28 protein-coding genes and 2 tRNA genes are annotated in these 26,634 nt (G+C 62.5%); 15 read left to right on the top strand and 15 right to left on the bottom strand.

Features of this window, described 5'->3' with window-relative positions; translation table 11 throughout:
* Position 1: 1 nt before the first annotated feature.
* On the top strand, positions 2 to 763 hold the full coding sequence (locus tag AC239G_RS09190) for a MerR family transcriptional regulator (protein WP_487490083.1): 762 nt from the start codon (positions 2 to 4) through the stop codon (positions 761 to 763).
* Between the two features lie 26 nt (positions 764 to 789).
* Here AC239G_RS09190 and AC239G_RS09185 read toward each other — a convergent pair whose 3' ends face one another.
* The 3 genes from AC239G_RS09185 to AC239G_RS09175 all read right to left on the bottom strand — a co-directional run bounded on the left by AC239G_RS09185 (position 790) and on the right by AC239G_RS09175 (position 2,165).
* A complete protein-coding gene (locus tag AC239G_RS09185) occupies positions 790 to 1,194 on the bottom strand; it encodes an HIT family protein (protein ID WP_487490082.1) in 405 nt (134 codons plus the stop codon).
* Between the two features lie 63 nt (positions 1,195 to 1,257).
* Positions 1,258 to 1,725, bottom strand: a complete 468-nt coding sequence (locus AC239G_RS09180) for a redoxin domain-containing protein (RefSeq protein ID WP_487490081.1) — start codon at positions 1,723 to 1,725, stop codon at positions 1,258 to 1,260.
* Positions 1,722 to 2,165 (bottom strand): DUF3052 domain-containing protein, encoded by a 444-nt coding sequence (locus AC239G_RS09175; RefSeq protein ID WP_139467151.1) that lies wholly within the window; start codon positions 2,163 to 2,165, stop codon positions 1,722 to 1,724. The genes AC239G_RS09180 and AC239G_RS09175 overlap by 4 nt, the downstream gene beginning before the upstream one ends.
* Positions 2,166 to 2,458: 293 nt before the next feature.
* On the opposite strand from AC239G_RS09175, the gene aceE reads away from it, so the two are divergent.
* From aceE to AC239G_RS09145, 6 genes are all read left to right on the top strand, one after another.
* Positions 2,459 to 5,221, top strand: coding sequence for a pyruvate dehydrogenase (acetyl-transferring), homodimeric type (aceE, locus tag AC239G_RS09170; RefSeq protein WP_487490080.1), 2,763 nt, complete (start codon positions 2,459 to 2,461; stop codon positions 5,219 to 5,221).
* 126 nt (positions 5,222 to 5,347) lie between these two features.
* On the top strand, positions 5,348 to 6,568 hold the full coding sequence (locus AC239G_RS09165; RefSeq protein WP_139467149.1) for a PucR family transcriptional regulator: 1,221 nt from the start codon (positions 5,348 to 5,350) through the stop codon (positions 6,566 to 6,568).
* Positions 6,569 to 6,602: 34 nt separating this feature from the next.
* A complete protein-coding gene (locus tag AC239G_RS09160) occupies positions 6,603 to 7,508 on the top strand; it encodes an ACP S-malonyltransferase (protein ID WP_139467147.1) in 906 nt (301 codons plus the stop codon).
* An 18-nt stretch (positions 7,509 to 7,526) separates the two neighbouring features.
* On the top strand, positions 7,527 to 8,528 hold the full coding sequence (locus AC239G_RS09155) for a beta-ketoacyl-ACP synthase III (RefSeq protein WP_139467145.1): 1,002 nt from the start codon (positions 7,527 to 7,529) through the stop codon (positions 8,526 to 8,528).
* Positions 8,529 to 8,647: 119 nt separating this feature from the next.
* Positions 8,648 to 8,899 carry an acyl carrier protein gene (locus AC239G_RS09150; RefSeq protein WP_025776743.1) on the top strand — a complete coding sequence of 84 codons (252 nt, stop codon included), beginning with the start codon at positions 8,648 to 8,650 and terminating at the stop codon, positions 8,897 to 8,899.
* Between the two features lie 67 nt (positions 8,900 to 8,966).
* The gene (locus AC239G_RS09145; RefSeq protein ID WP_487490079.1) at positions 8,967 to 10,211 is read left to right on the top strand and encodes a beta-ketoacyl-[acyl-carrier-protein] synthase family protein; all 1,245 of its coding nucleotides are present in this window, start codon (positions 8,967 to 8,969) and stop codon (positions 10,209 to 10,211) included.
* A gap of 274 nt (positions 10,212 to 10,485) precedes the next feature.
* Here AC239G_RS09145 and AC239G_RS09140 read toward each other — a convergent pair whose 3' ends face one another.
* Complete coding sequence (locus AC239G_RS09140) at positions 10,486 to 10,977, bottom strand: DUF3145 domain-containing protein (protein WP_039211244.1); 492 nt, start codon at positions 10,975 to 10,977, stop codon at positions 10,486 to 10,488.
* 158 nt (positions 10,978 to 11,135) lie between these two features.
* Here AC239G_RS09140 and AC239G_RS09135 point away from each other — a divergent pair, with 158 nt between their 5' ends.
* On the top strand, positions 11,136 to 11,663 hold the full coding sequence (locus AC239G_RS09135) for a hypothetical protein (RefSeq protein WP_139467141.1): 528 nt from the start codon (positions 11,136 to 11,138) through the stop codon (positions 11,661 to 11,663).
* Between the two features lie 259 nt (positions 11,664 to 11,922).
* Here AC239G_RS09135 and AC239G_RS09130 read toward each other — a convergent pair whose 3' ends face one another.
* Positions 11,923 to 12,111, bottom strand: a complete 189-nt coding sequence (locus AC239G_RS09130) for a helix-turn-helix domain-containing protein (protein ID WP_139467139.1) — start codon at positions 12,109 to 12,111, stop codon at positions 11,923 to 11,925.
* Positions 12,108 to 12,557, bottom strand: a complete 450-nt coding sequence (locus AC239G_RS09125; protein WP_139467137.1) for a hypothetical protein — start codon at positions 12,555 to 12,557, stop codon at positions 12,108 to 12,110. The genes AC239G_RS09130 and AC239G_RS09125 overlap by 4 nt, the downstream gene beginning before the upstream one ends.
* Before the next feature lie 273 nt (positions 12,558 to 12,830).
* On the opposite strand from AC239G_RS09125, the gene AC239G_RS09120 reads away from it, so the two are divergent.
* The 4 genes from AC239G_RS09120 to AC239G_RS09105 all read left to right on the top strand — a co-directional run bounded on the left by AC239G_RS09120 (position 12,831) and on the right by AC239G_RS09105 (position 16,517).
* Entirely contained in the window at positions 12,831 to 13,946 is a 1,116-nt protein-coding gene (locus AC239G_RS09120) for an FUSC family protein (protein ID WP_139467136.1), read from the top strand.
* Positions 13,947 to 14,065: 119 nt separating this feature from the next.
* The gene (locus AC239G_RS09115) at positions 14,066 to 14,335 is read left to right on the top strand and encodes an N-acetyltransferase (RefSeq protein WP_139467134.1); all 270 of its coding nucleotides are present in this window, start codon (positions 14,066 to 14,068) and stop codon (positions 14,333 to 14,335) included.
* Positions 14,336 to 15,129: 794 nt separating this feature from the next.
* Positions 15,130 to 15,618 (top strand): FBP domain-containing protein, encoded by a 489-nt coding sequence (locus tag AC239G_RS09110; protein ID WP_139907991.1) that lies wholly within the window; start codon positions 15,130 to 15,132, stop codon positions 15,616 to 15,618.
* A 641-nt stretch (positions 15,619 to 16,259) separates the two neighbouring features.
* On the top strand, positions 16,260 to 16,517 hold the full coding sequence (locus AC239G_RS09105) for a hypothetical protein (RefSeq protein WP_139467128.1): 258 nt from the start codon (positions 16,260 to 16,262) through the stop codon (positions 16,515 to 16,517).
* A gap of 61 nt (positions 16,518 to 16,578) precedes the next feature.
* Here AC239G_RS09105 and AC239G_RS09100 read toward each other — a convergent pair whose 3' ends face one another.
* The 4 genes from AC239G_RS09100 to AC239G_RS09085 all read right to left on the bottom strand — a co-directional run bounded on the left by AC239G_RS09100 (position 16,579) and on the right by AC239G_RS09085 (position 19,051).
* The gene (locus tag AC239G_RS09100) at positions 16,579 to 16,851 is read right to left on the bottom strand and encodes a hypothetical protein (RefSeq protein ID WP_139467126.1); all 273 of its coding nucleotides are present in this window, start codon (positions 16,849 to 16,851) and stop codon (positions 16,579 to 16,581) included.
* Entirely contained in the window at positions 16,852 to 17,568 is a 717-nt protein-coding gene (locus AC239G_RS09095) for a RelA/SpoT domain-containing protein (RefSeq protein ID WP_139467125.1), read from the bottom strand.
* A 136-nt stretch (positions 17,569 to 17,704) separates the two neighbouring features.
* Entirely contained in the window at positions 17,705 to 18,103 is a 399-nt protein-coding gene (locus AC239G_RS09090; RefSeq protein WP_139467123.1) for a hypothetical protein, read from the bottom strand.
* A gap of 3 nt (positions 18,104 to 18,106) precedes the next feature.
* Complete coding sequence (locus tag AC239G_RS09085) at positions 18,107 to 19,051, bottom strand: CHAP domain-containing protein (RefSeq protein WP_487490078.1); 945 nt, start codon at positions 19,049 to 19,051, stop codon at positions 18,107 to 18,109.
* Between the two features lie 110 nt (positions 19,052 to 19,161).
* On the opposite strand from AC239G_RS09085, the gene AC239G_RS09080 reads away from it, so the two are divergent.
* Positions 19,162 to 19,896 carry a tyrosine-type recombinase/integrase gene (locus AC239G_RS09080; RefSeq protein ID WP_139467120.1) on the top strand — a complete coding sequence of 245 codons (735 nt, stop codon included), beginning with the start codon at positions 19,162 to 19,164 and terminating at the stop codon, positions 19,894 to 19,896.
* A 54-nt stretch (positions 19,897 to 19,950) separates the two neighbouring features.
* Here the strand turns inward: AC239G_RS09080 and AC239G_RS09075 are convergent.
* From AC239G_RS09075 to AC239G_RS09055, 5 genes are all read right to left on the bottom strand, one after another.
* Positions 19,951 to 20,027: transfer RNA gene (locus AC239G_RS09075), tRNA-Ile, on the bottom strand.
* A 92-nt stretch (positions 20,028 to 20,119) separates the two neighbouring features.
* Positions 20,120 to 21,403 carry an EAL domain-containing protein gene (locus tag AC239G_RS09070; protein WP_487490077.1) on the bottom strand — a complete coding sequence of 428 codons (1,284 nt, stop codon included), beginning with the start codon at positions 21,401 to 21,403 and terminating at the stop codon, positions 20,120 to 20,122.
* A gap of 120 nt (positions 21,404 to 21,523) precedes the next feature.
* A complete protein-coding gene (locus AC239G_RS09065; protein WP_376905398.1) occupies positions 21,524 to 22,945 on the bottom strand; it encodes an MFS transporter in 1,422 nt (473 codons plus the stop codon).
* 98 nt (positions 22,946 to 23,043) lie between these two features.
* On the bottom strand, positions 23,044 to 24,060 hold the full coding sequence (locus tag AC239G_RS09060) for an LLM class flavin-dependent oxidoreductase (protein ID WP_487490076.1): 1,017 nt from the start codon (positions 24,058 to 24,060) through the stop codon (positions 23,044 to 23,046).
* A gap of 110 nt (positions 24,061 to 24,170) precedes the next feature.
* Positions 24,171 to 24,243, bottom strand: a tRNA-Asn gene (locus AC239G_RS09055).
* Between the two features lie 256 nt (positions 24,244 to 24,499).
* On the opposite strand from AC239G_RS09055, the gene AC239G_RS09050 reads away from it, so the two are divergent.
* Together AC239G_RS09050 and AC239G_RS09045 are read left to right on the top strand one after the other, a co-directional pair.
* On the top strand, positions 24,500 to 25,411 hold the full coding sequence (locus tag AC239G_RS09050; protein WP_259356748.1) for a DMT family transporter: 912 nt from the start codon (positions 24,500 to 24,502) through the stop codon (positions 25,409 to 25,411).
* Positions 25,412 to 26,623, top strand: coding sequence for a glycosyltransferase (locus AC239G_RS09045; RefSeq protein ID WP_487490110.1), 1,212 nt, complete (start codon positions 25,412 to 25,414; stop codon positions 26,621 to 26,623).
* Positions 26,624 to 26,634: the final 11 nt, after the last annotated feature.

The following is a 26,634-nucleotide window of genomic DNA, read 5'->3' as shown; positions in this document are numbered from 1 at the left end:
CATGGACTGGTCCATTCAGGAAATCGCACGGCTGACGGGAACGACGAGCCGAACCCTGCGTCATTATGACGCCATCGGTCTGCTGCCGCCGACCTCCATCGCCGCCAACGGCTATCGCTGCTACGACGAAGCAGCCCTGGTGCGCCTCCAGCGCATCCTGCTGCTCAAGGAGCTGGGACTGCCATTGACGACGATATCGGAGGTACTCGATCGGAGAGACGATCCGGTCGAGGCGCTGTCGCAGCATCTGGTCTCACTCGGACGCGAGAGAGACCGGCTCGACCGACAGCTCGCCGCCGTCACCGTCACCATCACACGACTGAAAGCAGGTGAGCCGCTCATGGCTGAAGAGATGTTCGATGGTTTCGACCATCGCGAATACGAAGAGGAAGTGACCAGGCGCTGGGGAGCCGACGCCTACCGACGAGGAGACGAATGGTGGTCCAGCCAGTCGCCTGAGGAGAAGAAGGAGTGGAAAGCCCTCGTTTCCGCTCTCTCCGCGGACTGGACCGCCGCCGCCGAGGCGGGGGCGCGTCCCGAATCGGACCGCTGCCAGGACCTCGCCCGACGTCATATCGAATGGCTGCGAGCAGTTCCGGGCACGCCCGCAGATGATCCCGACGGAGACCTCGGAGGATACGTGCGCGGTCTCGGGCAGATGTATGTCGACGACCCGCGATTCGGCGCGAACTACGGTGGAACCGCGGGAGCCGAGCTCGTCAGAGACTCACTCGACCACTACCTCGAGGACAAAGGCCTCTGAGTCGATCTGAGCCGAGCAGCATCGGATCAGGACAGTGCGGAGAGCGCCTGCCGAATCTTCTCGGCGGGCGCCTCCAGCTGCTCCGGTGTCTGCATCGGAGCACGGTCGGAGATGTCGAAGTCATCCATGGAGTTCGTCGGCAGGACGTGGATGTGCAGGTGGGGCACTTCGTAGCCGACGATGAGGAGGCCGATCCGCTCGCAGTCGAAGGCCGCCTTCTGGGCTTCTCCGATCCTCTTCGCCACTGCGGTGAGGTGGGCGAGAAGCTCTGCGTCGGCGTCGATCCAGTGAGAGATCTCGTCGCGCGGGACGACCATCACATGGCCCTCGGTCATCGGAGCGACATCGAGGAATGCGACGCACTTGTCATCCTGATGGACGAAGGCGCCGGGGATCTCTCCGTTGATGATCTTCGTGAACAGCGTGGCCATGATGTGTCCTCCTCAATAGGCGCCGAAGGTGCCGTCGATCGGTTCTTCGGCGAGGCTCGATTCTCAGAGGCTGGAAAGCGCCGCGGCGAAATCCTCGGAGAAGTCCCGAGTCTCGGTGCGGGCGACATGCCTGCCACTCACGATCGTACCCGCAGGTGAGATGACGAAGACTCCTCGTTCGGCGACACCGTGGACCTCGTCGAAGACGCCGAACGCGCGAGCCGCCTCACCGTGGGGCCAGAAGTCCGATGCAAGAGTGACGTCGACCCTCGTCTGCCGGGCCCACGCCGCCAAGGTGTACTTGGAGTCGGTTGAGACGACCACAACGTCGACGGCATGGGAGCCCTTTCGCATCCGTTCCTGCCACTGTTCGAGAGCGGCGAGTTCGTCTCCGCAGATCGGAGAGAAGGCGAACGGAACGAATGCGAGCACACGAGCGGTACGCGGGGTCGCCTCGGTGAGGGTGATGACCGATCCGAGGTGATCGAGAAGGGTGAGGTCCGGGGCCCGATCACCGGGCCGCAGGATCATGAATAGTTCTTCTTGCCCACGAGCCGGAATCCGGCCCAATCGTCGGCGGCGCTGACCGTGGAGGTCACGTGCATTCCGGCGGTGGGAGCCGCTTCGGAGATGTCGGCGGGGCTGATGTGTCCCGGACGGTTCGCCTTCGGGCTGAGCAGCCAGACGACTCCGCCCTCTTTCAGTGTGGTCTGGGCGTCGACGAGACCGTCGACGAGGTCATCGTCGTCCGACCGCCACCACATGAGGATCACGTCGTAGACGTCATCCTCTTCGCCATCGGCGATCTTGTCTCCGATGATGTTCTCGATCGCCTCGCAGAGTGCCTGATCGACGTCGTCGTCATAGCCGACCTCTTGCACATAGTCGCCCTTTTTCAAGCCGAGGTTGTGTCCCAGCTCGTTTGCGAGGGTCGAAGTGGAGGATGTCCTTTCAGAAGCGGAGTTGCTCATGCCTGTATTCTTCCGCCAACAGTGGTCAAGGTGCAAATATCGACGTGCCCTCGCGCGGCAAGCGCACTCAAACGGCACTCAATCAGCACACCGGACTGTGAGCCTGTCAGCACAGTGTGCAGATGCGTCAGAGAGATCACAACTTCGCGGGAGCGCGAAGTTGGGCTGGGAGTACTAGGCTGACAGGTAGATCGGGTGGCCTCTGGGCTCAGACAACCTGCGGAGCACACGCCATCCGATGGTCATGATCTCTACACCAAAGAAGATCGTGGAGCTGAAGAGAGGACCACATCGTGGACAATCGGAATCAGGGCGGGCCCATCCTCAACGGGCTGCCCAGCCAGGTGCCCGACATCGACCCGGAGGAGACCGCTGAATGGCTGGCCTCCCTCGATGGCCTCATCGACGAGGGCGGTCGGACTCGAGCACGCTATGTCATGCTGCGCATGCTCGAGCGCTCTCGCCAGAAGCAGATCGGCGTGCCCAGCCTCACTGCCACCGACTACGTCAACACCATCGGTCCGGAGAACGAACCCTGGTTCCCCGGAGATGAAGAGGTCGAACGCCGCTACCGTCGCTGGAACCGCTGGAATGCCGCCATGCTCGTCCACCGGGCCCAGCGTCCCGGCGTCGAGGTCGGCGGTCACATCTCCACCTACGCCTCCTCGGCGACCCTCTACGAGGTCGGCGTCAACCACTTCTTCCGCGGCAAGGACCATCCAGGCGGCGGTGACCACATCTTCTATCAGGGCCATGCCTCCCCCGGCATGTATGCGCGCGCCTACCTCGAGGGCCGGATGAGCGCAGAACAGCTCGACGGCTTCCGTCAGCAGCAGTCGCACTTCATCGACGGCAAGCCGCAGGGACTGCCGTCCTACCCCCACCCGCACCAGCTGCCCGACTTCTGGGAGCATCCGACGGTGTCGATGGGTCTGGGACCGATGAATGCGATCGCGCAGGCACAGTTCGACAAATACCTGCACAATCGTGGGATCAAGGACACCTCACAGCAGCAGACCTGGGCTTTCCTCGGTGACGGCGAGCTCGACGAGCCGGAGAGCCGCGGCATGCTCCACGTCGCTGCCTTCGAAGAGCTCGACAACCTCAACTTCGTCATCAACTGCAACCTGCAGCGTCTCGATGGGCCCGTCCGCGGCAACGGCAAGATCATGCAGGAACTCGAGTCGTACTTCCGCGGTGCCGGCTGGAACGTCATCAAGGTCGTCTGGGGACGCGAATGGGACGCGCTGCTGGCCAAGGACCGCGACGGCGCGCTCGTCAACCTCATGAATGCCACCCCCGACGGCGATTACCAGACCTACAAGGGTGAGTCCGGCGGCTTCGTGCGCGACAACTTCTTCGGCCGCGACCCGCGGACGAAGGCAATGGTCGAGGACTACAGCGACGAGCAGATCTGGAACCTCAAGCGCGGCGGGCATGACTACCGAAAGGTCTTCGCCGCCTACAAGGCCGCGATGGAGCACACCGGACAGCCCACCGTCATCCTCGTCAAGACGGTCAAGGGCTACTCGCTCGGACCGCACTTCGAGGCCCGCAACGCCACGCACCAGATGAAGAAGCTCACGGTCGACGATCTCAAGCTCGCCCGCGATCACTTCCAGATCCCGATCTCGGACAAGGAACTCGAAGACAACCCGAAGCTGCCTCCGTACTACCACCCGGGTGTCGACGCACCCGAGATCAAGTACATGCAGGAGCGCCGCGCGGAGCTCGGCGGCTACTCCCCCGAGCGTCGATCGACCCATGTCGATCTCAAGATGCCCTCGGACAAGGCCTACCAGGCCGGTCGTCGTGGATCAGGCAAACAGGAGATCGCCACCACGATGGGCTTCGTACGCGTGCTCAAGGATCTCATGCGGGAGAAGGAGTTCGGCCACCGGATCGTGCCGATCATCCCCGATGAGGCTCGCACCTTCGGCATGGACTCGTTCTTCCCGACGGCGAAGATCTACAATCCGCACGGACAGAACTACATCTCCGTCGACCGCGACCTGTTCCTCGCCTACAAGGAGGCCACGGACGGTCAGCTGCTCCACGTCGGCATCAACGAGGCCGGGGCGACCGCGGCACTGACCGCGGTCGGCACCTCGTATGCCACCCACGGTGAGCCGATGATCCCGTTCTACATCTTCTACTCGATGTTCGGCTTCCAACGCACCGGTGACTTCTTCTGGGCCGCCGGTGACCAGATGGCTCGCGGCTTCGTCCTCGGCGCCACCGCGGGACGCACCACTCTGGTGGCCGAGGGCCTCCAGCACGGCGACGGACATTCGCACGTGCTGGCGTCGACCTATCCGTCCGTGGTCTCGTACGACCCGGCCTACAGCTATGAGATCGCGCATATCGTCAAGGACGGCATCCACCGGATGTACGATCCCGCCGATGAGCGAGATCCTGACGTGCTCTACTACATCACCATGTACAACGAGCCGATGGTCCAGCCGCCCGAACCGGAGGATCTCGACGTCGAAGGCGTGCTCAAGGGTCTTTACCTCCTGAAGAAGGGACCCGACAACGGCGGACCGAAGGTTCAGCTGATGGCCTCCGGCGTCGGTGTGCCGTGGGTGCTCGAGGCTCAGGAGCTGCTTGACCAGGACTGGGGCGTCTCGGCTGATGTGTGGTCGGTGACGTCGTGGACCGAGCTGCGCCGCGACGGACTCGACGCCGAGAACGAGCGTCTGAAGAACCCCGAATCCGAACCGCGGACTCCGTATGTCACCGAGAAGATGGCCGAGACCGAGGGCCCGGTCATCGCGACCTCGGATTATATGCGCGCAGTGCCGGATCAGATCCGCCAGTACGTGCCCAGCCACTTCACCTCGCTGGGGACCGACGGATACGGAATCTCGGACACCCGTCCTGCCGCACGTCGCTATTACCTCGTCGATGGTCCTTCCGTGGTCACGCAGGCACTCATCTCGCTGGCCGATACCGGGAAGATCTCGATCGACAAGGCCGCCGAGGCGGCTGAGAAGTACCAGCTCAACGATGTCCGTGCCGGCAACTCGGGTTCCACCGAGGGGGCAGGCGCCTGATCTCGCCCGCACACTGACAGCGAATATGGCCGGAGTCTCCAAGACTCCGGCCATATTTGTCACCTTTTTCGACTCTTTGTATGTCGCTGACAACCGGATTGTTCTCATTCATCTAAACTCGTGCTCATGATGTCTGATGCCGAGACCCTGCGCCGTCGTGCCGAAACCGCCCGCAGACTGCGTGCCGGAGTCGGCGTCCTGTCATCGGTGACTCTGCAGCGGCTGGAGGCTCAGCTGCCCTGGTACCGCTCGATGTCGTCGTCCGATCGCTCTTGGGTGGGGCTGCTCGCCCAATCGGGCATCTCCTCGTTCGTCGATTGGTACCGCAAGCCCGATACGAATCTGCGTGTGGTCTCCGACATCTTCAAGACTGCGCCACGCGACCTCATCCGGGCCATCAGCCTGCAGCAGACCCTGCAGCTGCTCAAGATCGTCGTCGAAGTCGTCGAGGAACGCGTTCCGGACATCGCTCGCCCCGTCGAGCAGCCGGCGCTCCGCGAAGCGGTGCTCATCTACTCCCGGGAGATCGCGTTCGCCGCGGCCGATGTCTACGCCCGGGCCGCAGAGGCCAGAGGCAGCTGGGACGCACGACTCGAGGCGATGGTCGTCGACGCCCTCGTCCGCGGAGACTCCGTCGACGAACTCGCCAGCCGCACCGCTGCCTTCGGCTGGCAGTCAGAAGGTCCCGTGTGCGTCATCGTCGGCCGCGCACCGCAGCGCTCGGCGAAGAAGGGATTGGACGGCATCCGCCGCAAGGCCAGTCGCTGGGCCGATGATGCTCTTGTGGGCATCCACGACAACCGTCTGCTCATCGTCCTCGGCGGGGTGACGGAACTCGACGATGCCGTCGAGGACCTCTCGGACTGCTTCGGGCCTTCCGAAGTCATCGTCGGACCGGCAGTGCCGGGACTTGCCGAAGCGGCCACCTCGGCGAAGGCGGCGATCCGCGCACTCAAGGCGGCGACCGCCCGCCCCGATTCCCCGCGCCCGGTCAAAGCCGATGATCTTCTGCCCGAACGCGCCCTGTCCGGGGACCGGATCGCCTTGACCGAACTCATCGAACGCTATTACGAACCGTTGACCTCGGGAACGGGTCAGCTGCTGAAGACCGTGAGCGCCTATGTCGAATTCGGGTCCTCGCTCGAAGCCACGGCCAAGGCACTGTCCGTGCACCCGAATACCGTGCGCTACCGACTGCGGAAGATCACCGACGCCATCGGGCTCGATCCGACGACTTCGCGTGATGCCTTCGTCATCCACATCGCCTTGGTGTATGGGCGACTGTCCGAGGACGGCGTATTGTCGAACAACGACAAATCTCGCCGAGATCGGTCCAGTGTCCATTAGATTGATCAACGGAACCCAACGAAAAGAGAACTGAGTGCTTGCAATCACCTGTCCGGGCCAGGGAGCCCAGAAGACCGGTTTCCTGAGTTCGTTCCTCGAACTCGACACCTTCTCGGCACAGATCGACGAACTCTCGACCGCATCGGGAATCGATCTGCGTCTGCACGGAACCGAATCCGATGACGAGACGATCAAGGACACCGCGGTGGCACAGCCTCTGCTCGTCGCCTCCGCCGTCGCCTGCGCCGCTGAGCTCGGCGTCAGCCCTGCCGTCGTCGCCGGCCACTCCGTGGGAGAGATCGCAGCCGCACAGATCGCAGGCATCTTCACCCCGGCGGACGCCATGGCCTTCGTCAAGGTCCGTGCCGATGGAATGGCGGCCGCTGCCGCCGTCACCCCGACCGGCATGTCCGCCGTGGTCGGCGGCCAGCCCGAGGACGTTCTCGCCGCGATCGAGGCCGCCGGGGCCAGCCCCGCCAACGTCAACGGCGGAGGCCAGACCGTGGCTGCCGGCTCTCTCGAGGCGCTCGAGACCCTGGCCGAGAACCCGCCGGAACGTGCTCGGGTCATCCCGCTGGCAGTGGCCGGCGCCTTCCACACCGAGTTCATGGCTCCCGCCACCGCTGATCTCGATGCCGCCGCCTCGGCGATGGAGGTCTCCGATCCCTCCGTGTCGATCCTCAGCAACTCCGACGGCACTGCGGTCGAAGCCGGCCGAGAGTATGTCGACCGTCTGGTCAAGCAGGTCACGAACCCGGTGCGCTGGGATCTGTGCCAGGAGGCGCTGCTGAACTCCGGTGTGACCGGAATGATCGAACTCGTCCCCGGTGGCACGCTGACCGGAATCGCTCGCCGCGCCATGAAGGGCGTGGAGACATTCGCCATCAAATCGGCCGCCGACCTCGACGGCGCGCGTGAGTTCGCGGCAGCCCACGCCTGAGAATCGAAAGAAGACGCCATGCCTACACTCAAGACTGCCGAACTCGGCACTTTCTCCCGCATTGCCGGAATCGGTGCCTACCGTGCGGAGAACCTCGTCACCAATGACGATATCGCCGGACCCATCAACTCCTCCGACGAATGGATCCGGCAGCGCACGGGCATCGTCACCCGCCGTCGTGCCAGCAAGGACGTCGGCGTCCTCGACATGTCCGAGGAAGCCGCGCTCGAGGCGATCGCCTCGGCGGGGCTGAAGCCGGAGGACGTCGGCGGCATCATCATCTCGACCGTCACGTTCGAGTACTTCACACCCTCAGCGGCTGCGGCTCTGACCGCACGACTGGGGACCGGGCCGATTCCGGCTTGGGACATCAGCGCGGCGTGTGCCGGCTACTGCTACGGTATCTCGCAGGCCGATGCACTGGTGCGTGCAGGCACGCTCGACAATGTCCTCGTCATCGGAGCCGAGAAGCTCTCCGAGGTCATCGACCCCGAGGACCGTTCGATCTCGTTCATCCTCGGTGATGGCGCCGGCGCGGTCGTCGTGTCCTCCTCCGACGAACCCGGCATCTCGAAGACAGTGTGGGGCTCGAAGGGCGAGAACTGGTCGACCATCCGGATGACGGATTCCCTCTACGACATCCGTGACGACCGGGAACTGCCCTTCCCGACCCTGCGTCAGGACGGGCCGACCGTCTTCCGCTGGGCCGTGTGGGACGGCGCCGAGGTGGCAAAGGAGGCTCTCGCTGCTTCCGGCATCGAGGCCGAGGACCTCGCTGCATTCATCCCACACCAGGCGAACATGCGCATCATCGACGAGCTCGCCAAGCAGCTGAAGCTCCCCGAGTCCGTTGTCATCGCACGTGACATCGCCGACAACGGGAACACCTCGGCGGCGTCGATCCCACTGGCCACCGAACGTCTCCTGCGTGAACAGCCCGAACTCAGCGGCGGTCTCGCCCTGCAGATGGGCTTCGGTGCGGGCCTCGTCTACGGTGCTCAGGTCGTGCGCCTGCCCTGAGACACACCCATTCACGGAAAACTCTCCGTGAATGTCCTAAGATATTCGGCGGGACACTCGTCGAAAAGTTCCTCAAACGGTCGAAAAACCCTCGACCGAAATCAGAAAGTAGGAAAGAAATGGCATTCACCGAAGCTGAAGTCCTCGCTGGGCTGGCAGAGATCGTCAACGAAGAGACCGGCCTGGCTGTCGAAGCAGTCGAAGCCGACAAGTCGTTCACCGATGACCTCGACATCGACTCCATCTCGATGATGACCATCGTCGTCAACGCTGAGAAGAAGTTCGGCGTGAAGATCCCCGATGACGACGTCAAGGACCTCGTCACCGTTCAGGACGCTGTCGACTACATCAACAAGGCTCAGGAAGCCTGACACACAGCAGCCGAACACGGCCCGTCCACAGACGGGCCGTGTCCACACTATCGACGAGGTTTGTACCATGACATCTAAAGTTGTCGTCACCGGAATCGGTGCGGTAACCCCCTTGGGCGCGACTGTCGATGCCACTTGGGAAGCCATTCTGGCCGGTCAGTCCGGCGTCCACACGATGGACAACGATTGGCCAGAGAAGTACGGCCTCGCCGTGGACTTCGCAGCGCAGGTCGACCCACAGGTCGTGCCCGACAATCTCAGACGGGTCCAGGCCAAACGCCTCGATCCTTCGAGCCAGTTCGCTCTCATCTCTGCTCGTGAAGCCATGGCCGATGCCGGTCTCGAGGAGACCGATCCGGAACGCACCGCCGTCTCCTGGGCCACCGGGATCGGCGGAGTCTGGACTCTGCTCGACGCCTGGGACACCCTGCAGGAGGAAGGCCCGCGCCGGGTCATGCCCCTGACAGTTCCCATGCTCATGCCCAATGGACCTGCGGCCGCTATCGGCATGGAATTCAAGGCACGTGCCGGTGTGCAGACCCTGGTCTCCGCCTGCGCCTCATCGACCGAGAGCCTCGGCCACGCCTATGACGTTCTCGCTTCGGGCAAGGCCGACATCATCATCGCCGGCGGTTCGGAAGCAGCGATCCACCCGATCACTCTTGCCGCGTTCAATTCGATGCAGGCGCTGTCACGTCGCACCGATTCACCCGAGACCGCTTCGCGTCCCTATGACGTCGACCGCGACGGCTTCGTCATGGGCGAAGGTGCGGGCACGCTCATCCTCGAGACCGAGGAGCATGCGAAGGCTCGTGGAGCGAAGATCTACGCCGAGGTGGCCAGCTGGGGCATCTCGAACGACGCCTACCACATCACCGGTGGAGAGCCGGAGGGCAAGCACGCGCTGGCCGCCATGCAGCAGGCACTCGACGCCGGAGGTCTGACCGCCGGCGAAATCAAGCACGTCAACGCGCATGCCACGTCGACTCCGGTCGGAGACATCCCGGAATCGCTGGCCATCAGCGAACTCCTTGGTGACAACGTCTCCGATGCACTGGTCTCGGCCACGAAGTCGATGACCGGACACCTCCTCGGAGGTACGGGTGCCGTGGAGGCGATCCTCACGGTCAAGGCGCTGCAGACTCGCACCGCTCCCCCGACCATCAACATCGACGAAGTCGACCCGAAGGTCAAGGGGATCAACATCGTCCGTGACACTCCTGCTGATCTGCCTGCCGGCGATATCGCAGCGATCACGAACTCGTTCGGCTTCGGCGGTCACAACGCCGTCGTCGCGTTCCGCTCAGTCTGAGGTTCTGAGCGAACTCAGACAGCTCTACGGCCCACTCTGAGTCGGAAAGCACGGTTTTGAAACTGTGCTTTCCGACTCAGAGTGGGCCGTTTCCATGAGGGCGCACGACGCGATCTGTGCTTGGGAAGGTGGCTTGCGGAGAGCCTCCTGCATAAGCGTTCAGGCACGAAAGCATGCGAAATGGACACACCCGAGGTAGGAAGGTGTGCCCATCGGCATTTGTGAACGCCCGTACTCTCGCACCTGAGTGCAGTTCGGCGGTGAATGGAGCGGCTCAGCCGACCTTCGTCAGCCAGCGCACCGGTGCGCCTTCACCTGCGTGGCGGAACGCGTCGAGCTCCTCGTCCCAGGCTTCGCCGAGGGCGATCGCCATCTCCGAGGAGAACTTCGCCGGGTCCCCGGCAGCGCGTTCCATCACGGAGCGGATGCGGTCTTCAGGGACGAGGATGTTGCCGGCTGTGTCGGTGACAGCGTGGTAGATGCCCAGATCGGGTGTGTGGCTCCATCGACCGCCGTCGACTCCGGCCGAGGGCTCCTCGGTGACTTCGTAGCGAAGTGAGTCCCAGCCGCGCAGGGCGGATGCGATGCGAGCTCCTGAGCCTGCGGGCGCGCGCCAGCAGACTTCTGCGCGCACGAGACCTGGTGCTGCCGGCTGGGGTGTCCAGTCGAAGCGTGCCTGTGCGCCTATGGCCCCGCCCGCTGCCCACTCGATGTGAGGGCACAGCGCACGAGGTGCTGAGTGGACGAAGAGTACGCCCTGAGTCATATCCATTTCTGCCTCCTACCTCGGATACGTCTTCCCCTACGATCCGAAAGGAGGTGCTGACCACATGATAGTCGATGTTCGGCGTGCAGCCAAGCATCAAAGATGCTGGTGGCGTCGGGTGTCTGGGCCGAGCGAATGACCGGCGTTAGGCTGGCGCCATGACCGAGGAGCAGATGACCGACGAACGACCGCCGCGGACCATCCGCATGTTCCCCGACTATGCGGGTACGGTGCTGTGGATCAGCATGCCCATCGACTACGAGGACACGGGGCTGTCCGGCGCACTTGTCGCGCAGCTGGAGGCATGGGAACAGTCCTACTATGACTCGCTGGATTCCGACTTCAATTGGGTGCCGGAGACTGCTGCGCGCATTTTCGCCGAGCAAGGCGTGCATCTCGCGCGACTCGTGTCTGCCGAAGTCGGCCCGCAGTTCGTCGTCGAGATCTCTTCATCCGATGACGACACCGAGGCAATGCGAATACGGGCCGAGCATTCCGCCGAGAACCCGAAGGCGGAAGCAGCTTTCACACGGCTGTTCGACGAGGCGGAGGCAGACGACCGCAGAATTGCCGAACTCGTCAGGAACGAACCGGACGGAGAGTGGACTGCCTACGCTCCGTTGTCCGGGACCGTCTTCAAACCGAATTCGAATGAGAAAGGCGAGCCGCCAACAGAAGCTGAGTGACGGGGCCTGAGGGTTCGCGTACGAATCAGCGGAGCGCTTCGTGGTGCCCCCGGTCGGACTTGAACCGACGGCCAAGGAATTCTAAGAGGTACTGATCTTGCGTGTCAGTCGTTGATCGCACTGGTCTGTCCTTGACCAGTGATTTCGAGGCCTTCAGCACCTTAGACCGATTCTCGGCAGATGGCCCAAGAGACTAGAAATTTCGCTCAAACCGTGTCGTAAACGTGTCGCAGACCAGCGTCTCCTAGTTGGCGCACGTTCATTGCGCTCCAGCCCTCCGTTGTCGCTCAACATACTGCCGGAGATCCCGTGGGTCGTAGCGCCACATACCGCCAATCGCCATCGCCGGCAAGTCTCCACGCTTACGCAACGTGTTGACATGTTTCGGAGTGCACTGGAGGGTCTCCGCGACCTCTTTCGAAGTGAGTAGCTGCTCTAGATCGATCATCTCGTTTCCTTGCTCCCCCCGGTTTCATGTCGGTCGAGCCAGGCGTCCACGGCGGACTGGCGTGTTCCGCGTGCTCGGGGGCGCCAGGAGGTGCCGACCTCGATCCATGCGGGGGCTCGGTCACCTCTGTCGCCTCGGTCGAGTGCGCGGTCGGCTCGTAGCTGATAGACACTGCAGCCGAGCTGTTCGGCGACTTCCTGGTCGGATAGCAATGCAACTTTCCGTCCTTCTAGCTCGTGATCTCGCCCAGCGGCTGCCTTGTCTCCCTGCTCCATCATGAACTCGTCCCGCCATGCCTGGATGCGCTCCTCGAGCTCATCGAGCCCCGGCCCACCGGGCGTGTAGGCGCGTTCAGCTGCTTCCCGTGCTGTGCCCTCTTGAATGCGGGAGAATGCCTCCGCGAGTGGCTTTGCTGCCCGCTTGATTGCTTCTTCGTAGGTGGTCATGTTTGCCTCCTTCGGCGCTCGTGAATAGAGTCTAAGGACGCCTCTGGGTCTCGGCTAGGTGTGCGTTCGGACAGTCGTGCTCGTGAACAGGGTCTACCGTCACCCCTTGATTGCCGAGACCATCGTTGCCTGAGACGCTAGGACGCTCAGCCGACCGAATTCAGTCCTGAGTCGTCAAGAGCAAAACGACTTCGACCAGGGGAAATGCTAGTCTCAAACCGAGCTTTGCTTACGGTGTAATCATGACAGAGACGGACCTGCAACGGAGCGACCTTGCCAACTCCAACGAAGAAGATCACTGAACTACTCCAACGCCCAGAAGTCACGACCGATCTCCTCCAGATCGTCAAATCTGTCGTCGCGGCAACGGCAGCATGGTGGCTGTCAATCGCAATACTCGACTCGGCGATGCCTTTCCTCGCGCCATGGACTGCACTGCTCACCGTTCACGCGACGGTCTACCGATCACTTTCGCGAGGCGCCCAGTCAACAGTGGCCTCTGCAATCGGCGTGGGCTTGTCCTTCCTGATTGGCAACTACCTCGGAGTCAGCCTGTGGACGTTCGCCCTGGCGCTCTTTGTTGGTCTTCTCGGAGCCAGGGTGACATGGATCCGAGACGAGGGGATCGCCATCGCCACCACCGCGATTTTCATCCTCGGAAGCGGATTCGACAGTCAGCAGCCCCTCCTTCTAGAACGAATCATTGAGATCGCGCTGGGCGTAGCTGTCGGGCTCGCCGTCAACTTGATCATCATTCCCCCGATCCGGGACCGGCAGGCCTCTCGCTACGTCGACAGTATCAATCGGCGCATGGGCGACGTCCTGACCAGCATGTCCGACGAGTTCAGCGACTCCTGGGACACAGACCGCGCCGATGAGTGGTTCCGCGAGACCGAGTCCATGAGCGACGAGCTCAACACAGCATGGCAGTCCGTTCGCTTCGCAAGGGAAAGCAGGCGAGCAAACCCGAGAGGCGATTTGAGGAAGTCGCTTAATCCTCGGGTTCGCAACCAAGCACAGTCTCAGGCGGAGGAAACGAGCTACGAGAATATCCTGCAGCGGGTCGATGAAGGGATCTCGCATCTGAGGAATCTGACGCGCACGCTCCGCGACGCGACGTACGCCGAGGGCGAGTGGGATGACAGCTTTCGCCGCGAGTGGGGAAACATTGTCAAAGATGCCGGGCGCTCGATCAGCGACCCTGATGCTGAAGTTGAGCCCGTGTATGAACGCCTCGACTCACTGGCGAGAGCCCTTTCCGATGACCAGCATCTCCCGACTGCTTCGTGGCCCCTCTACGGGGCGTTGATCACGAGCATGCGTCATATTGCTGTTGTCGTCGATGACGTCGCCTCTGCCAGAGAAGCTCGAGAGCCGAACAAGGGTTGAAGATGTGCCTGTTGCGAAGATCGTCGGAAGACTCTAAACCCCTCTTGCAGCAGTCTGACCAGCAGTTTAGAGTCTTTTTCATTCAGTGCTTTGACAATTCCACAGAAGGAGTGTGTCTCGTGTACACCATGCTCAACAACCAGGAACAGTCGAAATTCGACCTGTACCTGCCCGGGAAACTCGTTGCATCGCTGCATTACAAGATCGACGACGAAGACAACGAAGTCATGTTCGTCTACTGCGAGGCGATCGAGGACACCGACAAGGACGCTCACTGCCAGGAGATTATGAAACGAGCTCTGGAAGATGCTCGCGGCCGGTGGCTAAAGGTGAACGTGACATGCCCGATCGCGCTCAAGTATATGGAGCAGAACGCAGCTGAGAACTGACAGGCTTCCCCTCCCACCACACATCATCCGGCGGCAACCACGCCCCGATCGCCTGGACTCGTCGATCTTTGATCTCAACGAATATCGCACCATCGAAACCGAGTCGCGTCGCGGTGCCATCGAGCCATACTTCACCGTCGCGCTCGAACATGACATGAGCACGCACCGGCACGGGCGGACGGCTCTGGAAGGAACCGCGGGCGCCGGCGTCGTTGCGGATCTTCTGCCAGTACCGCCAGGTGGCTGTGACATAGTCCTCATATTCGATCTTGTGTTCTATTCTGCATCCGCCATACTCCACCCACAGCCAAAGGCCGAACCGGACACGAGCGCACGCGACCCGAGCTAGCACCGACTTCCCACCGAAAGCATCGACGCCAGCAGTACGCAACAGAACCATGTTGAACCAGTGACGCGGACTTGGATATAGTCAAACTCGGAAACTATCGCCGAACCACCTGAAATCTCAGGAAGAAAGGAATGGTGGCCCTCGTGGCCTGCTTCTAGTCCTGCTGCCCTAGAATCACCCGAACTCCGCATTCACAGCCGGTCGGGTGATAGGTGACTTGTGCCTAAACACAGTCGACCTAGCTTCTACCCATTCCCTGTTGCCGTAGCTGATTGCCACGCTAAACATTCTCAGTTAGCCACTCGCGTTCACCGGTCATGCTTGGTGCGAACAAAGCCCGCCAGCACCCCCAAAGAGCTGCCCGCAAGAATGCGCGAAGGCTAAACTGCACCGGCTTCACGGCTATTCACCTTCAGGCAACTGCTGAAATCAGAGAAAGCCAGTCATGCAGCAACTCAATGCCACCCAGATTAAGAAGTCCTTTATCAACACCTCTCGCCGCGAAGTGGAAAAGATCACACTGCCACCCAATCTCGCTGAGATCGAGTGGGCCGAGCTCGACTACTTTGGTTGGGCTGATGCGAAAATTCCTCAACGGGCCTATATAGTCGTCCCCGTAGACGACGTCCCACGCGGACTGATGCTCAGGGCAGTGCCCATGGCGAAGTCCCAAGCGATGTGCAGTTGGTGCGAGGACTTGCACGAGACCACCGGCGTACGGATGTTCACAGCGAAGAAGGCCGGGCCTTCGGGACGAAACGGCAATTCGCTCGGGACGCTCATACACGGCAATTTCGAGTGCTCCGAGATCGTCAGGAATCCTCCACGCGCAGTCGAAGGTCACAATGACTTCGAAGCCCATGTGTCAATGCGCGTCGACAAACTGAACGAGCGTGCCACCAGCTTCGTCAAGAGAGTGCTAGGCGAAAAGTAGTCCCCACTCGGGCCCGTCAAACCACGGCGATCCCACCATGAAACAACGTAGGCCCCCGCCGTAACCACGGTGGGGGCCTACATTGCTTCCGCTACCCTATTGCCATGCCCTCAACGATGAGCCCAGCATGAGCACCTGTGCCGCAGTGTGGTGTGACCGGGACGCAATAGCGCGTGGATTGTGCAAACGCTGCTATGACCGGTACCGGCGAGGCATCAGCCCCATCTCTCCAACCAAGCGGCATGCGGTAGCCGAGGACAAGGCACGCCTGCGCGACGAGATTACACTGCGCCGAGAGGCCGGGCAGAGAATTGCTGACATTGCCGCCGCGGTCGGGTTAACACATCTACCGCGAGTAGGTGGCTGCGCGAGTGGGGCGTGCGGGTCGGGACACGAGAAGATGCGAGAGCTGCGATCCTGTGGCGGCCGTGGGCGCGAGACGACATCGACTTCGCTGTGACCCGAACAGACCTAACGGTCGCGGAAAGGGCAGCCATTCTCGGTCGTTCCGTCGCGTCCATAGAGGAGATCAATCGCACCAGTCGTCGACGGGCTGCCCGCAGCAAAAGCACATGAAAATACCAACGGCACCCCAGTAGCGCTCGGTAATCTTTATGGCCCATCCATCGCAGGAGCGAGTCATGGAACTGATTCAGAACAGCAGCGAACTATGCACTCTCCGAAACGGCAGCACCGCGGCGTATCACGTCACGATCGCCGGCGACGTGCGCAATGACATCAACGTACCCGAGCTGATACCGGGCCAACATGTCCAGTTCGAACTAGCTCCACCCTTTCAGCGAAAGACGGGTGGATTGCACGTGACGACGGGTGGATTGCACGTGACCTGGGAGAACCACCTCGGCGAGAAGCAGGTGCTCGACTTCACGCTTCAATGAAATCTTCCGAGCAGACGACAAATGGCCCCACCGCCGTAGCGGTGGGGCCAGGGTAATTCAGTCAGAGCACAGCGCGAAGGAAGTCCTCTGCCGTTCGCTCGTCCTTCTTTTCGTTGAAGTAAGTGCCGTGAGTGACCTTGACTGTCTCAATAGAGTCCGATCCGACGAGCACGATGTCGATGGCGTGTGAGTCCCTGAACTTCTTTTCTCGTGCCGCATACTCGGCCATCGCTAGTTCTGAGTCGTGGCCATAGTCTTCTACCTCAATTAGCCGATCCTTTGAGTGATCGAACACGAGCAAGAAGTGGTTAATTGAGCTTGCTTCGTTAGGCATTTAGGTGTCCCTCCTTGTGCGGTGGGCCTTGAGTGCAGAGTTAACGTCTGCGAGTTGATGGCTGATCGTAGCGCGCAAACTCACTGGCTCCGGTATGCCCTCCTCCTCACAACGGTACCGGACAGACAGAGATTTACCTAGATCTTGCACAACGCTTGACCCGTCTTGTTTGTAGTTCTCCCCCAGTGCACCGGATAAACCTTCGATAAACTCGGCCCAGGAGTGCATCAGTGCTGAGCGTAATTGGATTTCGACTGGCTTGCCGTCGCGTTCGACCACGAGGTGAACCGCTCGATACCCCGATTCTCGAGGCTCGGCAATGTAATCGGTTCTGCGGATGATATCCGATCCCCATGCTGCCTCTAGAGATTTTCGTAGCTGCTCGAGCTCGTCAATCGTCTCGGTGACGGCGCGGCATCCACCGATGTCTTGCATGCGAGAAAGATCAAGACCACGGACGCGACTCAACTTGTCGACGATCGTCGGCAATCGTTTCAAGCGCTGGGTCACTCGGGCTTCGACGCCCGTTTTCCGGGCGTAATGACGAATACCATTATTGATTCTGACCAGTGGGCTCTGGAACGTCGCCCGGTAGGCGTCGAGATCCTCGACTGCATCCATATAGGCATCGACTTCCTCCATCGTCTCAGGAGATCGGCGCAGTATCTTGCCGATCTTCCTCGCTCGAGACTTAGAGATCTCGCGTGCCTTTTCCATGGGCTTATCATATGCGAGAGCTATCAACCCTGCTCAAACAGCGACGAATGGCCCCGACCGCACTGTGTGGTGAGGCCGGGGCCGAGCGTCCAGCGGACGCATCTAGTCGGGGAACTAGAGGGTAAAGAATACCGGGTCAGTGCCGAGGCCGGTAGTCCTCTGCCGGGGGTGTCTTGTCGATCTCGGCTGCGAGTTGCGCGTCGAGGGCAGCTTGCTCGTCGGCCTTCACCACCTCGAGGGAGTCGAGCTCCTCGTCTGGTTCGATTTCGTCGGGGTCGATGATGTCGTTGTCGTCATCGGGTTCAATGATCGGCTCGTCACCGGTGGCTCGCTGGTTGACGATGGTGTTCGCGGCCGCGGTGAGTCCGAACGCGCCACCGACGTAGAGGAACACGTTCGTGGCCACGGCGTGCCAGGCGGGCACATGCTCGGGCCCGTAGGCGGTGGCGATCGCGCCGAGTGCAACACCGATGAGGGCGTAGACGGCGTAGGTGGGTTTCCGCCAAGCGGCGGGGATGATTTCGTTGAGGTTCATAGTTCAGTCCTTTGCGAATCGGTGGGAGGCTTTGGTGAAGGTGACGCCTTTCGTCCCGGCGAACACTTCGAAGCGGAGACGGATGCTGCGCCCCTTGTCGGGGGTGCGGGACGACTTCGCCATCTGCATCACCGAACCGAGGCTGGTGCCCGCAGTTCCGACGATTTCCTTGGCCGGGTAGGTGCCACCCTTCAACCGGCGGGTGGGGGTGCCCTTCTTATAGGAAACGAGGCAGAAGCGGCCGATGACCGCGGCACCCGGGTTGAGGCCCTTGAACGTGAGTTCCGTGTCAGCGATGAAGCTGGTGCCGTTGGCGAGGATGCCGAGCGAGTAGCCGCCGGCGTCGCCGATGGGGATGGACTTCCACTTCCCCTTCGGGAGTGGGACGTCCTTGTTTCTGAAGCCTGCGTTGGTGACGCTCATGCCGAGAATCCCTTCTGGTTCGGTGGGCTTACTGGGGGTGGTGGTTTCGGTGCTGGTGAAGTTGAGGCGGATTCCTCCGCCGACGAGAGACAGCGGGCGGGTGCGGTTCCACACGCCACCGCCGTCACGCTGGGAACCGCTCGACCCCGGCGAGGTGTTGCCCTCGACGGTTTTCACCGAACCGCCGGAGGCGTCGGCGCGGGCGATGGCGATGTGGGAGAAGTGGGGCAGGAAGACGACGAGGTCTCCCTTCTTGATGTTCGACGGGGACACCCACCGGCCACGCTGCTGCGCCCAGGAGCGGGCGATCGCGACACCGGCAGTGCGCGGGTAGTCGATGTTGGCTTTCATGCCGATCTGGGCGCAGGCCCAGGATGTGAACGCGGCACACCATGCGGCCCACGACCCGTATTTGGATCGGCCGCCGTAGAACCAGTCGTTGAACTCGACCTTGTTGGTGTACCCGATCTCAGTGGTGCCGACCTTCGATGTTGCCTTGGCGACGAGTTGAGATGGTGTAGCCATGAGTCAGCTCGACGGGACGAATCGAGGCCGTCCTGCAGGGCATCAAGAAGTCCACGCCGCAGACAGCAAGACAGCTTCGCAACGTACTCCGTCAGGGATTCAACGAGGCAGTGCGCCTCGACGTCATCGCTGTGAATCCAGTCCTGGCAACGCGGTCTATCGAAGTGTCAGCGAAGGAGGCGCGGGCGATGACCGGGGCCGAAGTGTCTGCCTTGAGAGCAGCTGCGGCGAAGTGGGAGGCAAGACCGCGGAAGAATACGCGTCCGTGGCCGAAACTGCGTATCGGCGTGTGCATTGATGTCATGCTCGGCACGGGATTGCGGGTCGGTGAACTGCTGGCCCTCCGCTGGTCCGACCTCGACTTGGTTTCTGATAATCCCACTGTGACTGTGTCGGGCACCATCGTGTACGGGGAAGACGGGCGCGTGAAGCGGCAAGAGCTGTCGAAGTCGCGGTCTTCTGAGCGAGTGCTGTACCTGCCCCAATTCACTGTGGCGAGCCTCAGGAGCTATTGGCACGACCTTGACCACAAGCCGGAGAACGATGCGATATTCCCGACTTCAGTGGGCTCATGGATGGACAAGGACAACTTCAGCGGCCGGTTCCGACAGGTACGGGCCATGGCCCAGGGTGTGGATCTCTCGTGGGTGACTACGCACACGATCCGGAAGACCGTCGCAACTCAGGTCTACCGATCATCGGACCTCAAGGATGCGTCACAGCAGCTCGGGCATTCTGAAGTGGGAGTTACGAGTAGGCACTACATTGAGCACGAAAACCGCGGTCCTGCCGAAGTCGTGGCATTGCTCGATCGATTTGTCGACGAGAACGAAACCGTGTCGTAACCGTGTGTTTCAGTATCAGGCCGGGAGGTAGATTTGCCTATCGTTCCTGGTCAGTGGTGCCCCCGGTCGGACTTGAACCGACGACCAAGGAATTATGAGTTCCCTGCTCTAACCAGCTGAGCTACGGGGGCCAGCCGAGACAACATTAGCACCATCGGAGTCCGCTTCCCCATTCGGATCACACGTGCGTTCAGCGGAGTCGAGACACCCGGACTCGCGCTGCTCAGGTCCGCAGCTTCGCCGTTGCGGTGAGAGGTGCGACGCGAGTGAGAACGCTGCGTGCGGCGTCGACGCATGTGTATCGGTCGGTCGTGATGTAGACATCGAAGACGGTCTGTCCGTCGCTGCCCGGGTCGTTGCGTTTCGACGCGGCAACCATGCCCGACCAGTCCGGCCCGACCACGACGACGCCGTGTTCGTTGCGGATGGGATCGGACGCGTCGACGAGTCCGGTGCGCACTCCGGGAATCGGCGGTCCGTCGAAGCCGCCGGAGAACATCGCCGTGAGCCCCACGGTGTCCCGGATCTTCTCGTACCGGAGTCGCGTCGCCTCGGAGAATTCGTCGTCCTCCCCGAACACGCCGAGGGTGATGGTTGCGGTACCCGATGCCAGAGCGCGTTCTTCCAATGCCGCGATTTGAGCGACGAGAAGTTCGCGGTTCATCACCAGAGGCTCGCGCCGCAGTCCCTGAGAGATCGAATACGGGGTGCCCAGCGCAGGCAGATTGCGAGAGTAGTGAGAGACGAGGGCATCCTCGCTCGGCTCGGAGAACGCCTGCGGCTGCTTCGTGGCCTCACCGAAGTAGGGCCCAGACATGAACCGTGCCCCGAGCGCACGCACACGGTCCAAATCGTCTTCGGTCTCGACGCCGTCGGCGAGGATGACCGCTCCCGTGCGCTCGAGGTGGGCGTGGAGAAGGCGGTTGAGTTCGGCCAGATGAGAATCGCAGTCGATGCGCAGAACGTCCGGGTGGAGTCCGACCACCGAAGGATTGACCAGCGGGACGAAAGCGGTGCTGCGCAGGTCGGCACCCACAGAAGACATGCCGACTCCCCATCCCATGGCGCGTGCGGAGCGCACCGAGCGCAGCACGGAGGCCGGGGACGAGGCGACCCGAGTGGCGTCGAGCTGGAGGATGACCGAGCGGTCGGGTTCTCCGGTGCGGTCCTCGAGGGTCGCGAAAGACTCAGCTTCGGCATGGAGGAACAGGCGGTTCGACTTCGGCAGTCCGGCACCTTCTGCCGTGCGCAGCGCAGAGTCACGCAGAGAGGCATCGATATCACCCGTGATCGTCGAGGCGCGCATGGCGTGGCGCAGGTTCTCCGACTCGGCGCGACCCAACTCCGGGGAACCCGTGGGAGCCTGCAGAATCTGGTGGCCGACTCGGTGGAAGGTCAGTGCGTCGACGACGGGGGCGAAATAGGTTTCGATCCCGCCCGAGCGCACGAGTTCCTCGAGCTCCAGCTCGTCATCGGATACGGCCTCGACCACTGTGTTTCCTTCCATGGGCTGATGTGCGTTCACAGTCTTCCACATTCGGACACAGCGGATTGTCTAAAATCCGTAACATTATTGCGCTGACAGCTGACGATTGCCTGACTCGGCCGGGCGCGCTGCGAGCGGCACTCAAGCCCGGCGGGGGCCGCCTCGGCGAACCTCGATGAGACCGACGATACCGGCGAGGATGACGATGACGGCGATCGCGACGAACGCCCCCATCATCCCCCAATGCCAATTGCTCACCGCGGTGATCGAGAACGCCAGCGCGGTCATGATCGCCAGCCCCATCGAAGTGCCGATGCGCTGCCCGGTCTGGAGCACTCCTCCCGAGGACCCGGCGTACCTCAGGGGGACCTCCTGCAGGGTGAGAGTCTGATTGGGGCTGATGACCATGCCCTGCGCGGTGCCGATAAACGCCAGAGTCAGCAGCATCCACCACTCGCTGCCGATGCCCTGGGACAGCAGCGCGACGACGGCGATCGTGGCCACCAGACCGACGAGGCACAGCGCGATCCCCCAGACAACGAGGCGGCGGCCGATCTGGAAGACGAACCGTCCGGACACATCGGCTGAGACCGCCGAGCACAGCGCGGCCGGCAGACCGATCATTCCCGCGGCCAGGGCTGTATGTCCCAGTCCCTGCTGCATGTACATGGCGACGAGGACCCAGACGCTGGTGACGCCGAGGAAGTAGAGAGCGATGATGATCGACCCGTTGCTGAAGCTGCGGATGCGGAAGAGATCGAGATCGACCATCGGGGGACGGCCCAGACGCGCGTATCGACGCTCCCACCGGGCCCACACCCAGATCATGCCGATGCCGATCGGCAGGGACAGCCAGACGAACCAGCCCAGCGATGATTCGACGAAGGGCAGAAGAATGAGGAGGACGCCGACGCCAAGGAGGATGACCCCCACGGGGTCGAGATCCTTGCCGCCATCGGAGTTCTTCGCATCCTGGTCGACGGCGGGTCGCCATGCGCCGGCAGGCAGCCAGGCCCGGGCGAGGATGAGGGAGGCAATGGCGAAGGGCACATTGACCAGGAAGGTCGCTCTCCAGCCGAGGTCGCTGCCGAAGAGTGCGATGAGGGCTCCGCCGAGCACAGGGCCGATGGCCACCGACAAACCGACGGTGGTGCCCATCAACCCGAATGCACGACCGCGCGGCGGCCCCTGGAAGTACTGCTGCAGCAGGCCCACAACCTGCGGATTGAGGAATCCGGAGCCCAACCCCATTGTCACTCGGGAGATGTTGAGCGTCAGCGGATCAGGGGCGATTCCGGCCACCAGCGAAGACAGGCCGAACAGGCCGACTCCGATGGTGAACAGCTGTCCACGTCCGAAGACGTCTCCGGCACGTCCGGCGGCGACGAGGACCACACCGAATGACAGCGCATAACCGGTGAGCACCCATTGCAGCGCCGAAGTGGAGGCGTCGATATCAGCAGCGATCGACGGCAGGACGACGTTGATGCTGGACACCGACAGCAGGGACATGAAGAGGGGAACGAGGCCGATGAGGAGGATGTGCTTCTGAGTCTGCGTCATCTTCGTGCTCTCGCTCACGCGGCCCCCTCAGCTATTCGTCGTCTCTGCCTCGTTTCATCCTACGTTCATGCAATTCAGTTCGGCCCCGCGTCTCAGCATTATCCGGCAGGAGCCCAGCCCAGCGCCGGCGCAACGTGCTGGGCAAAGGACTCGAGGATATGCAGGTTGTAGTCGACGCCGAGCTGACTGGGGATGGTGAGCATGAGGGTATCAGCTGCCGCGATCGCCGCGTCGGCCTTGAGCTCTTCGATCAGCTTGTCCGGTTCGCCCGCGTAGGTACGGCCGAACGTCGACCGTGTGTCGTCGATGATACCGATCTGATCCCCTTGGCCCGCCCCTCGCCGACCGAAGTAGAGGTCGTCGAGGTCGGTGGTGATCGGGAAGATGCTGCGGCTGACGGACACTCGTGGAGTCCATCCGTGCCCCGCGGCGCTCCATGCCTGACGGTACCTGGCGATCTGCTCGGCCTGCAGGTCTCCGAATGCGGCGCCTGTCGCCTCGGTGAGCAGAGTCGAACTCATCAGGTTCACACCCTGCTGTGCAGCCCATTCGGCGGTGGAGGCGGACCCGGCTCCCCACCAGATGCGGCGTTCAAGGCCAGGGGAATGCGGTTCGATGCGCAGACGCTTCCCCGAACCGAACTGCTGCGGATCGGCCGGGGCAAGTTCCTCGCCGCGGACGGCCCGGAGGAACCGATCGAACTTCTCTCTGGCCATGTTCGCGGCCTTCGGCTCGGTGAGATCCTCGTAGCCGAAGGCCTCCCATCCGCGCAGGGCGGGCTCCGGGGACCCGCGACTGATGCCCAACGCCACTCGCTGGTCGGAAAGCAGATCAAGGGCGGCGGCCTCCTCGGCGAGGTAGAGCGGGTTCTCATATCTCATGTCGATGACCCCGGTGCCGACCTCGATGTTGCCGGTCTTCGCGGCGATCGTCGCCAGCAGCGGAATGGGAGAGGCCGCCTGGGTCGCGAAATGGTGGACTCGGAAGTAGGCGCCGTTGACGCCGAGCACGTCGGCACCGACGGAGATCTCCACCGCATCGCGCAGCATCCGCCCGGCGTCGAGGTCGCCGCCAAGGTCGTAGTGACCGAAACTGAGGAATCCGAAAGACTTCATGCCAGATGAACCCGCCGTGTGCAGAGCCTATTCCCCAGCCACGTCGACGACCCCGAGCGCGGTGTCGGGCAACGACGAAGGCCCCGTCCTAACGGACGGGGCCTTGGCTGCTCCCCCGGCTGGGCTCGAACCAGCGACCCTTCGATTAACAGTCGAATGCTCTGCCAACTGAGCTACGGAGGAATGCCGCAGTTTCCTGCGGACGTGTGTTCCAGCTTAGCAAACCCCCGGGCCGGCGAACAAAACCGTGACGAGTGCTTTAGCTCACAGCGTTGAGGGTGCTTCGGCCACGGCGCTGAGGGTTTCCCCACCTGTCGCCGCAGGGTTGCCTTACAGTCAGGACAAACACAGTCTGCGGCCATCTTCGCCGCCGCCTCGCGCGATAGACTCGAAGCGATCCGCTCCCCACATCCACACCGTCGATACCGGAAGACTCATCGTGACCATAGTGGCAATCGCCCTCGCCGTCATCGCGGCCGTGGCACTGGCCTATGGCGCCTTGTATCAGCACGATGCGGTCGCCGGGCAGGATGACTCCCACAACGGCCTGAGCTGGGCCCATTTCACCGAACTGCTGCGCAATCGTCGGTGGCTGCTCGGACTGATCATCCTCGGAGTGGGAACGGCGGGCAATTTCGTGGCCCTGGCGCTGGCTCCGGTGATGGTCGTGCAGCCGATCGGAGCGTTCTCACTCATCGTCTCGGTGCTGCTCGGCGTCCGCCACCGTGGGCTCAAGGTCAACAGGCGACTCGTCCAGTCAGTCGTCTGGTGTACCGCCGGGGTGACGCTCTTCGTCGCGCTATCGGCGACGACGGCACAATCGGAGGTCCACCTCGGAGCCGATGCGATGCCGCTGTTCTGGATCACTGCCGTTGCCGTGGCGGTCGGCCTGGTGATCGTGGTGGTCTTCCGCCACGCCCCTCAGCTCGTGCTCATCATCGCCGCCGGCCTGCTGTTCGCCTGTGTGGCGACGAACGCTCACCTGGTCAGCGTCCAGTTCCTCCAGGCCGGACTCGACCAGGTCACCTGGATCAACGTCGCGGCGCTGCTGGCGGCAGTTGCCCTGGGGTCCCTGTTCGTCCAGAATTCCTATGCCGCGGGCCCCCCGGAGATGGTCATCGCCGGCCTGACCGTCATCGACCCGATCGGTGCCGTGATCCTCGGCACCGTCGTCCTCGGCGAGGCGGCTCACTCCCCCGTCTGGCTCATCATCCTCATCTCTCTCACCGGATTGGTCGCCTGCGCAGCCGTCGTTGTATTGTCGCGGTATCATCCCGATGTCAGAGATCGAGAAGCTCAGCGCAGGAACGCCCGCCGTTCCGACACCATGACCGACACCGAGGAGAGCTGAATCCTGTCTGCGCACCGTCCCACCCCGAAACGCCGCATCCTCATCCCGGCGGAGACGTACGCCCCCGAAGTCAATGGTGCCGCGAAGTTCGCCGAGCGCTTGGCCGAAGGTCTCGCCGCTCGCGGGAATGATGTCCACGTGGCCTGCCCCTCGGCCACGGGCAAACCCTCGGTCAGTGTCGATAACGGGGTCACCGTCCACCGCCTCACCGCTCACAGATGGCCTCTGCACCCGACGTGGATGATCTGCATGCCGTGGGAGACGAAGCCCGAGCTCTCGCGACTCCTCGACAGCGTCCGCCCCGATGTCGTGCATACTCAGGCGCATTTCGTCATCGGCCGCTATGCCTTCTCCGAATCGATCAGGCGCGGAATCCCTGTCGTGGCCACGAACCACTTCATGCCCGACAACGTCCGCCCCTATCTCAAGGCTCCGAAGGCCGTTCTCGACGGCGGCACCGCCATCGCCTGGTGGGATCTGCGCCGGAAGTTCCAGTCCGCCGATTTCATCACGGTTCCGACGCAGCTGGCCGCCGATCTGCTCACCGAGAACGGGTTCTCCTCGCCCATCAGGGCGGTGTCCTGCGGGATCGACCTGGAACGCTTCGCTCATCTGCGCGAACTCGACTGCGCCGCGTCGCGGGCCGTTCCCCCGCGTGTTCTCTTCGTCGGCCGACTCTCCTCGGAGAAGCACGCCGCCGACATCGTCGAGGCCGTGGCGAAGACCGATCCAGCGCTGGGGCTCGAAGCCGATATCGTCGGCGGTGGTGACCAGGAGGAGCCGCTGAAGCATCTGGCTGTCGAACTCGGCATCGCCGATCGTGTGCATGTGCTCGGGAAGATCAGTGACGAGGCGCTCATGGAGGCCTACCAGCGCTGCACCTTCTTCTGCATGCCCTCGACCGCTGAGCTGCAGTCCATCGCTACGCTGGAGGCGCTGGCGTCGCGCAAACCCGTGGTCCTCGCCGATGCGGTGGCTCTGCCGCACCTCGTCCGCGACGAAGTCAACGGGTACCTGTTCCCGCCGCGCGACACAGATGCGCTGGCTGACCGGTTCACCCGTATCTGCCGAATGCCCGATGATGAACTCGATGCCATGTCGAAGGCGTCGCTCGACGTCGTGGCCAAACACGATATCGAATACACTCTCGACACGTTCGAAGCGATCTACGACGGAGTCATCCGAGACGCCGTCGACTCGTCAGCAGCCTGATGAAGAAGCGG

It is taken from the genome of Brevibacterium sp. Lmc1 (genome assembly GCF_057654315.1).
Note: the sequence above shows the minus strand (reverse complement) of the source record. Positions and strands in the feature narration are given on the sequence as shown.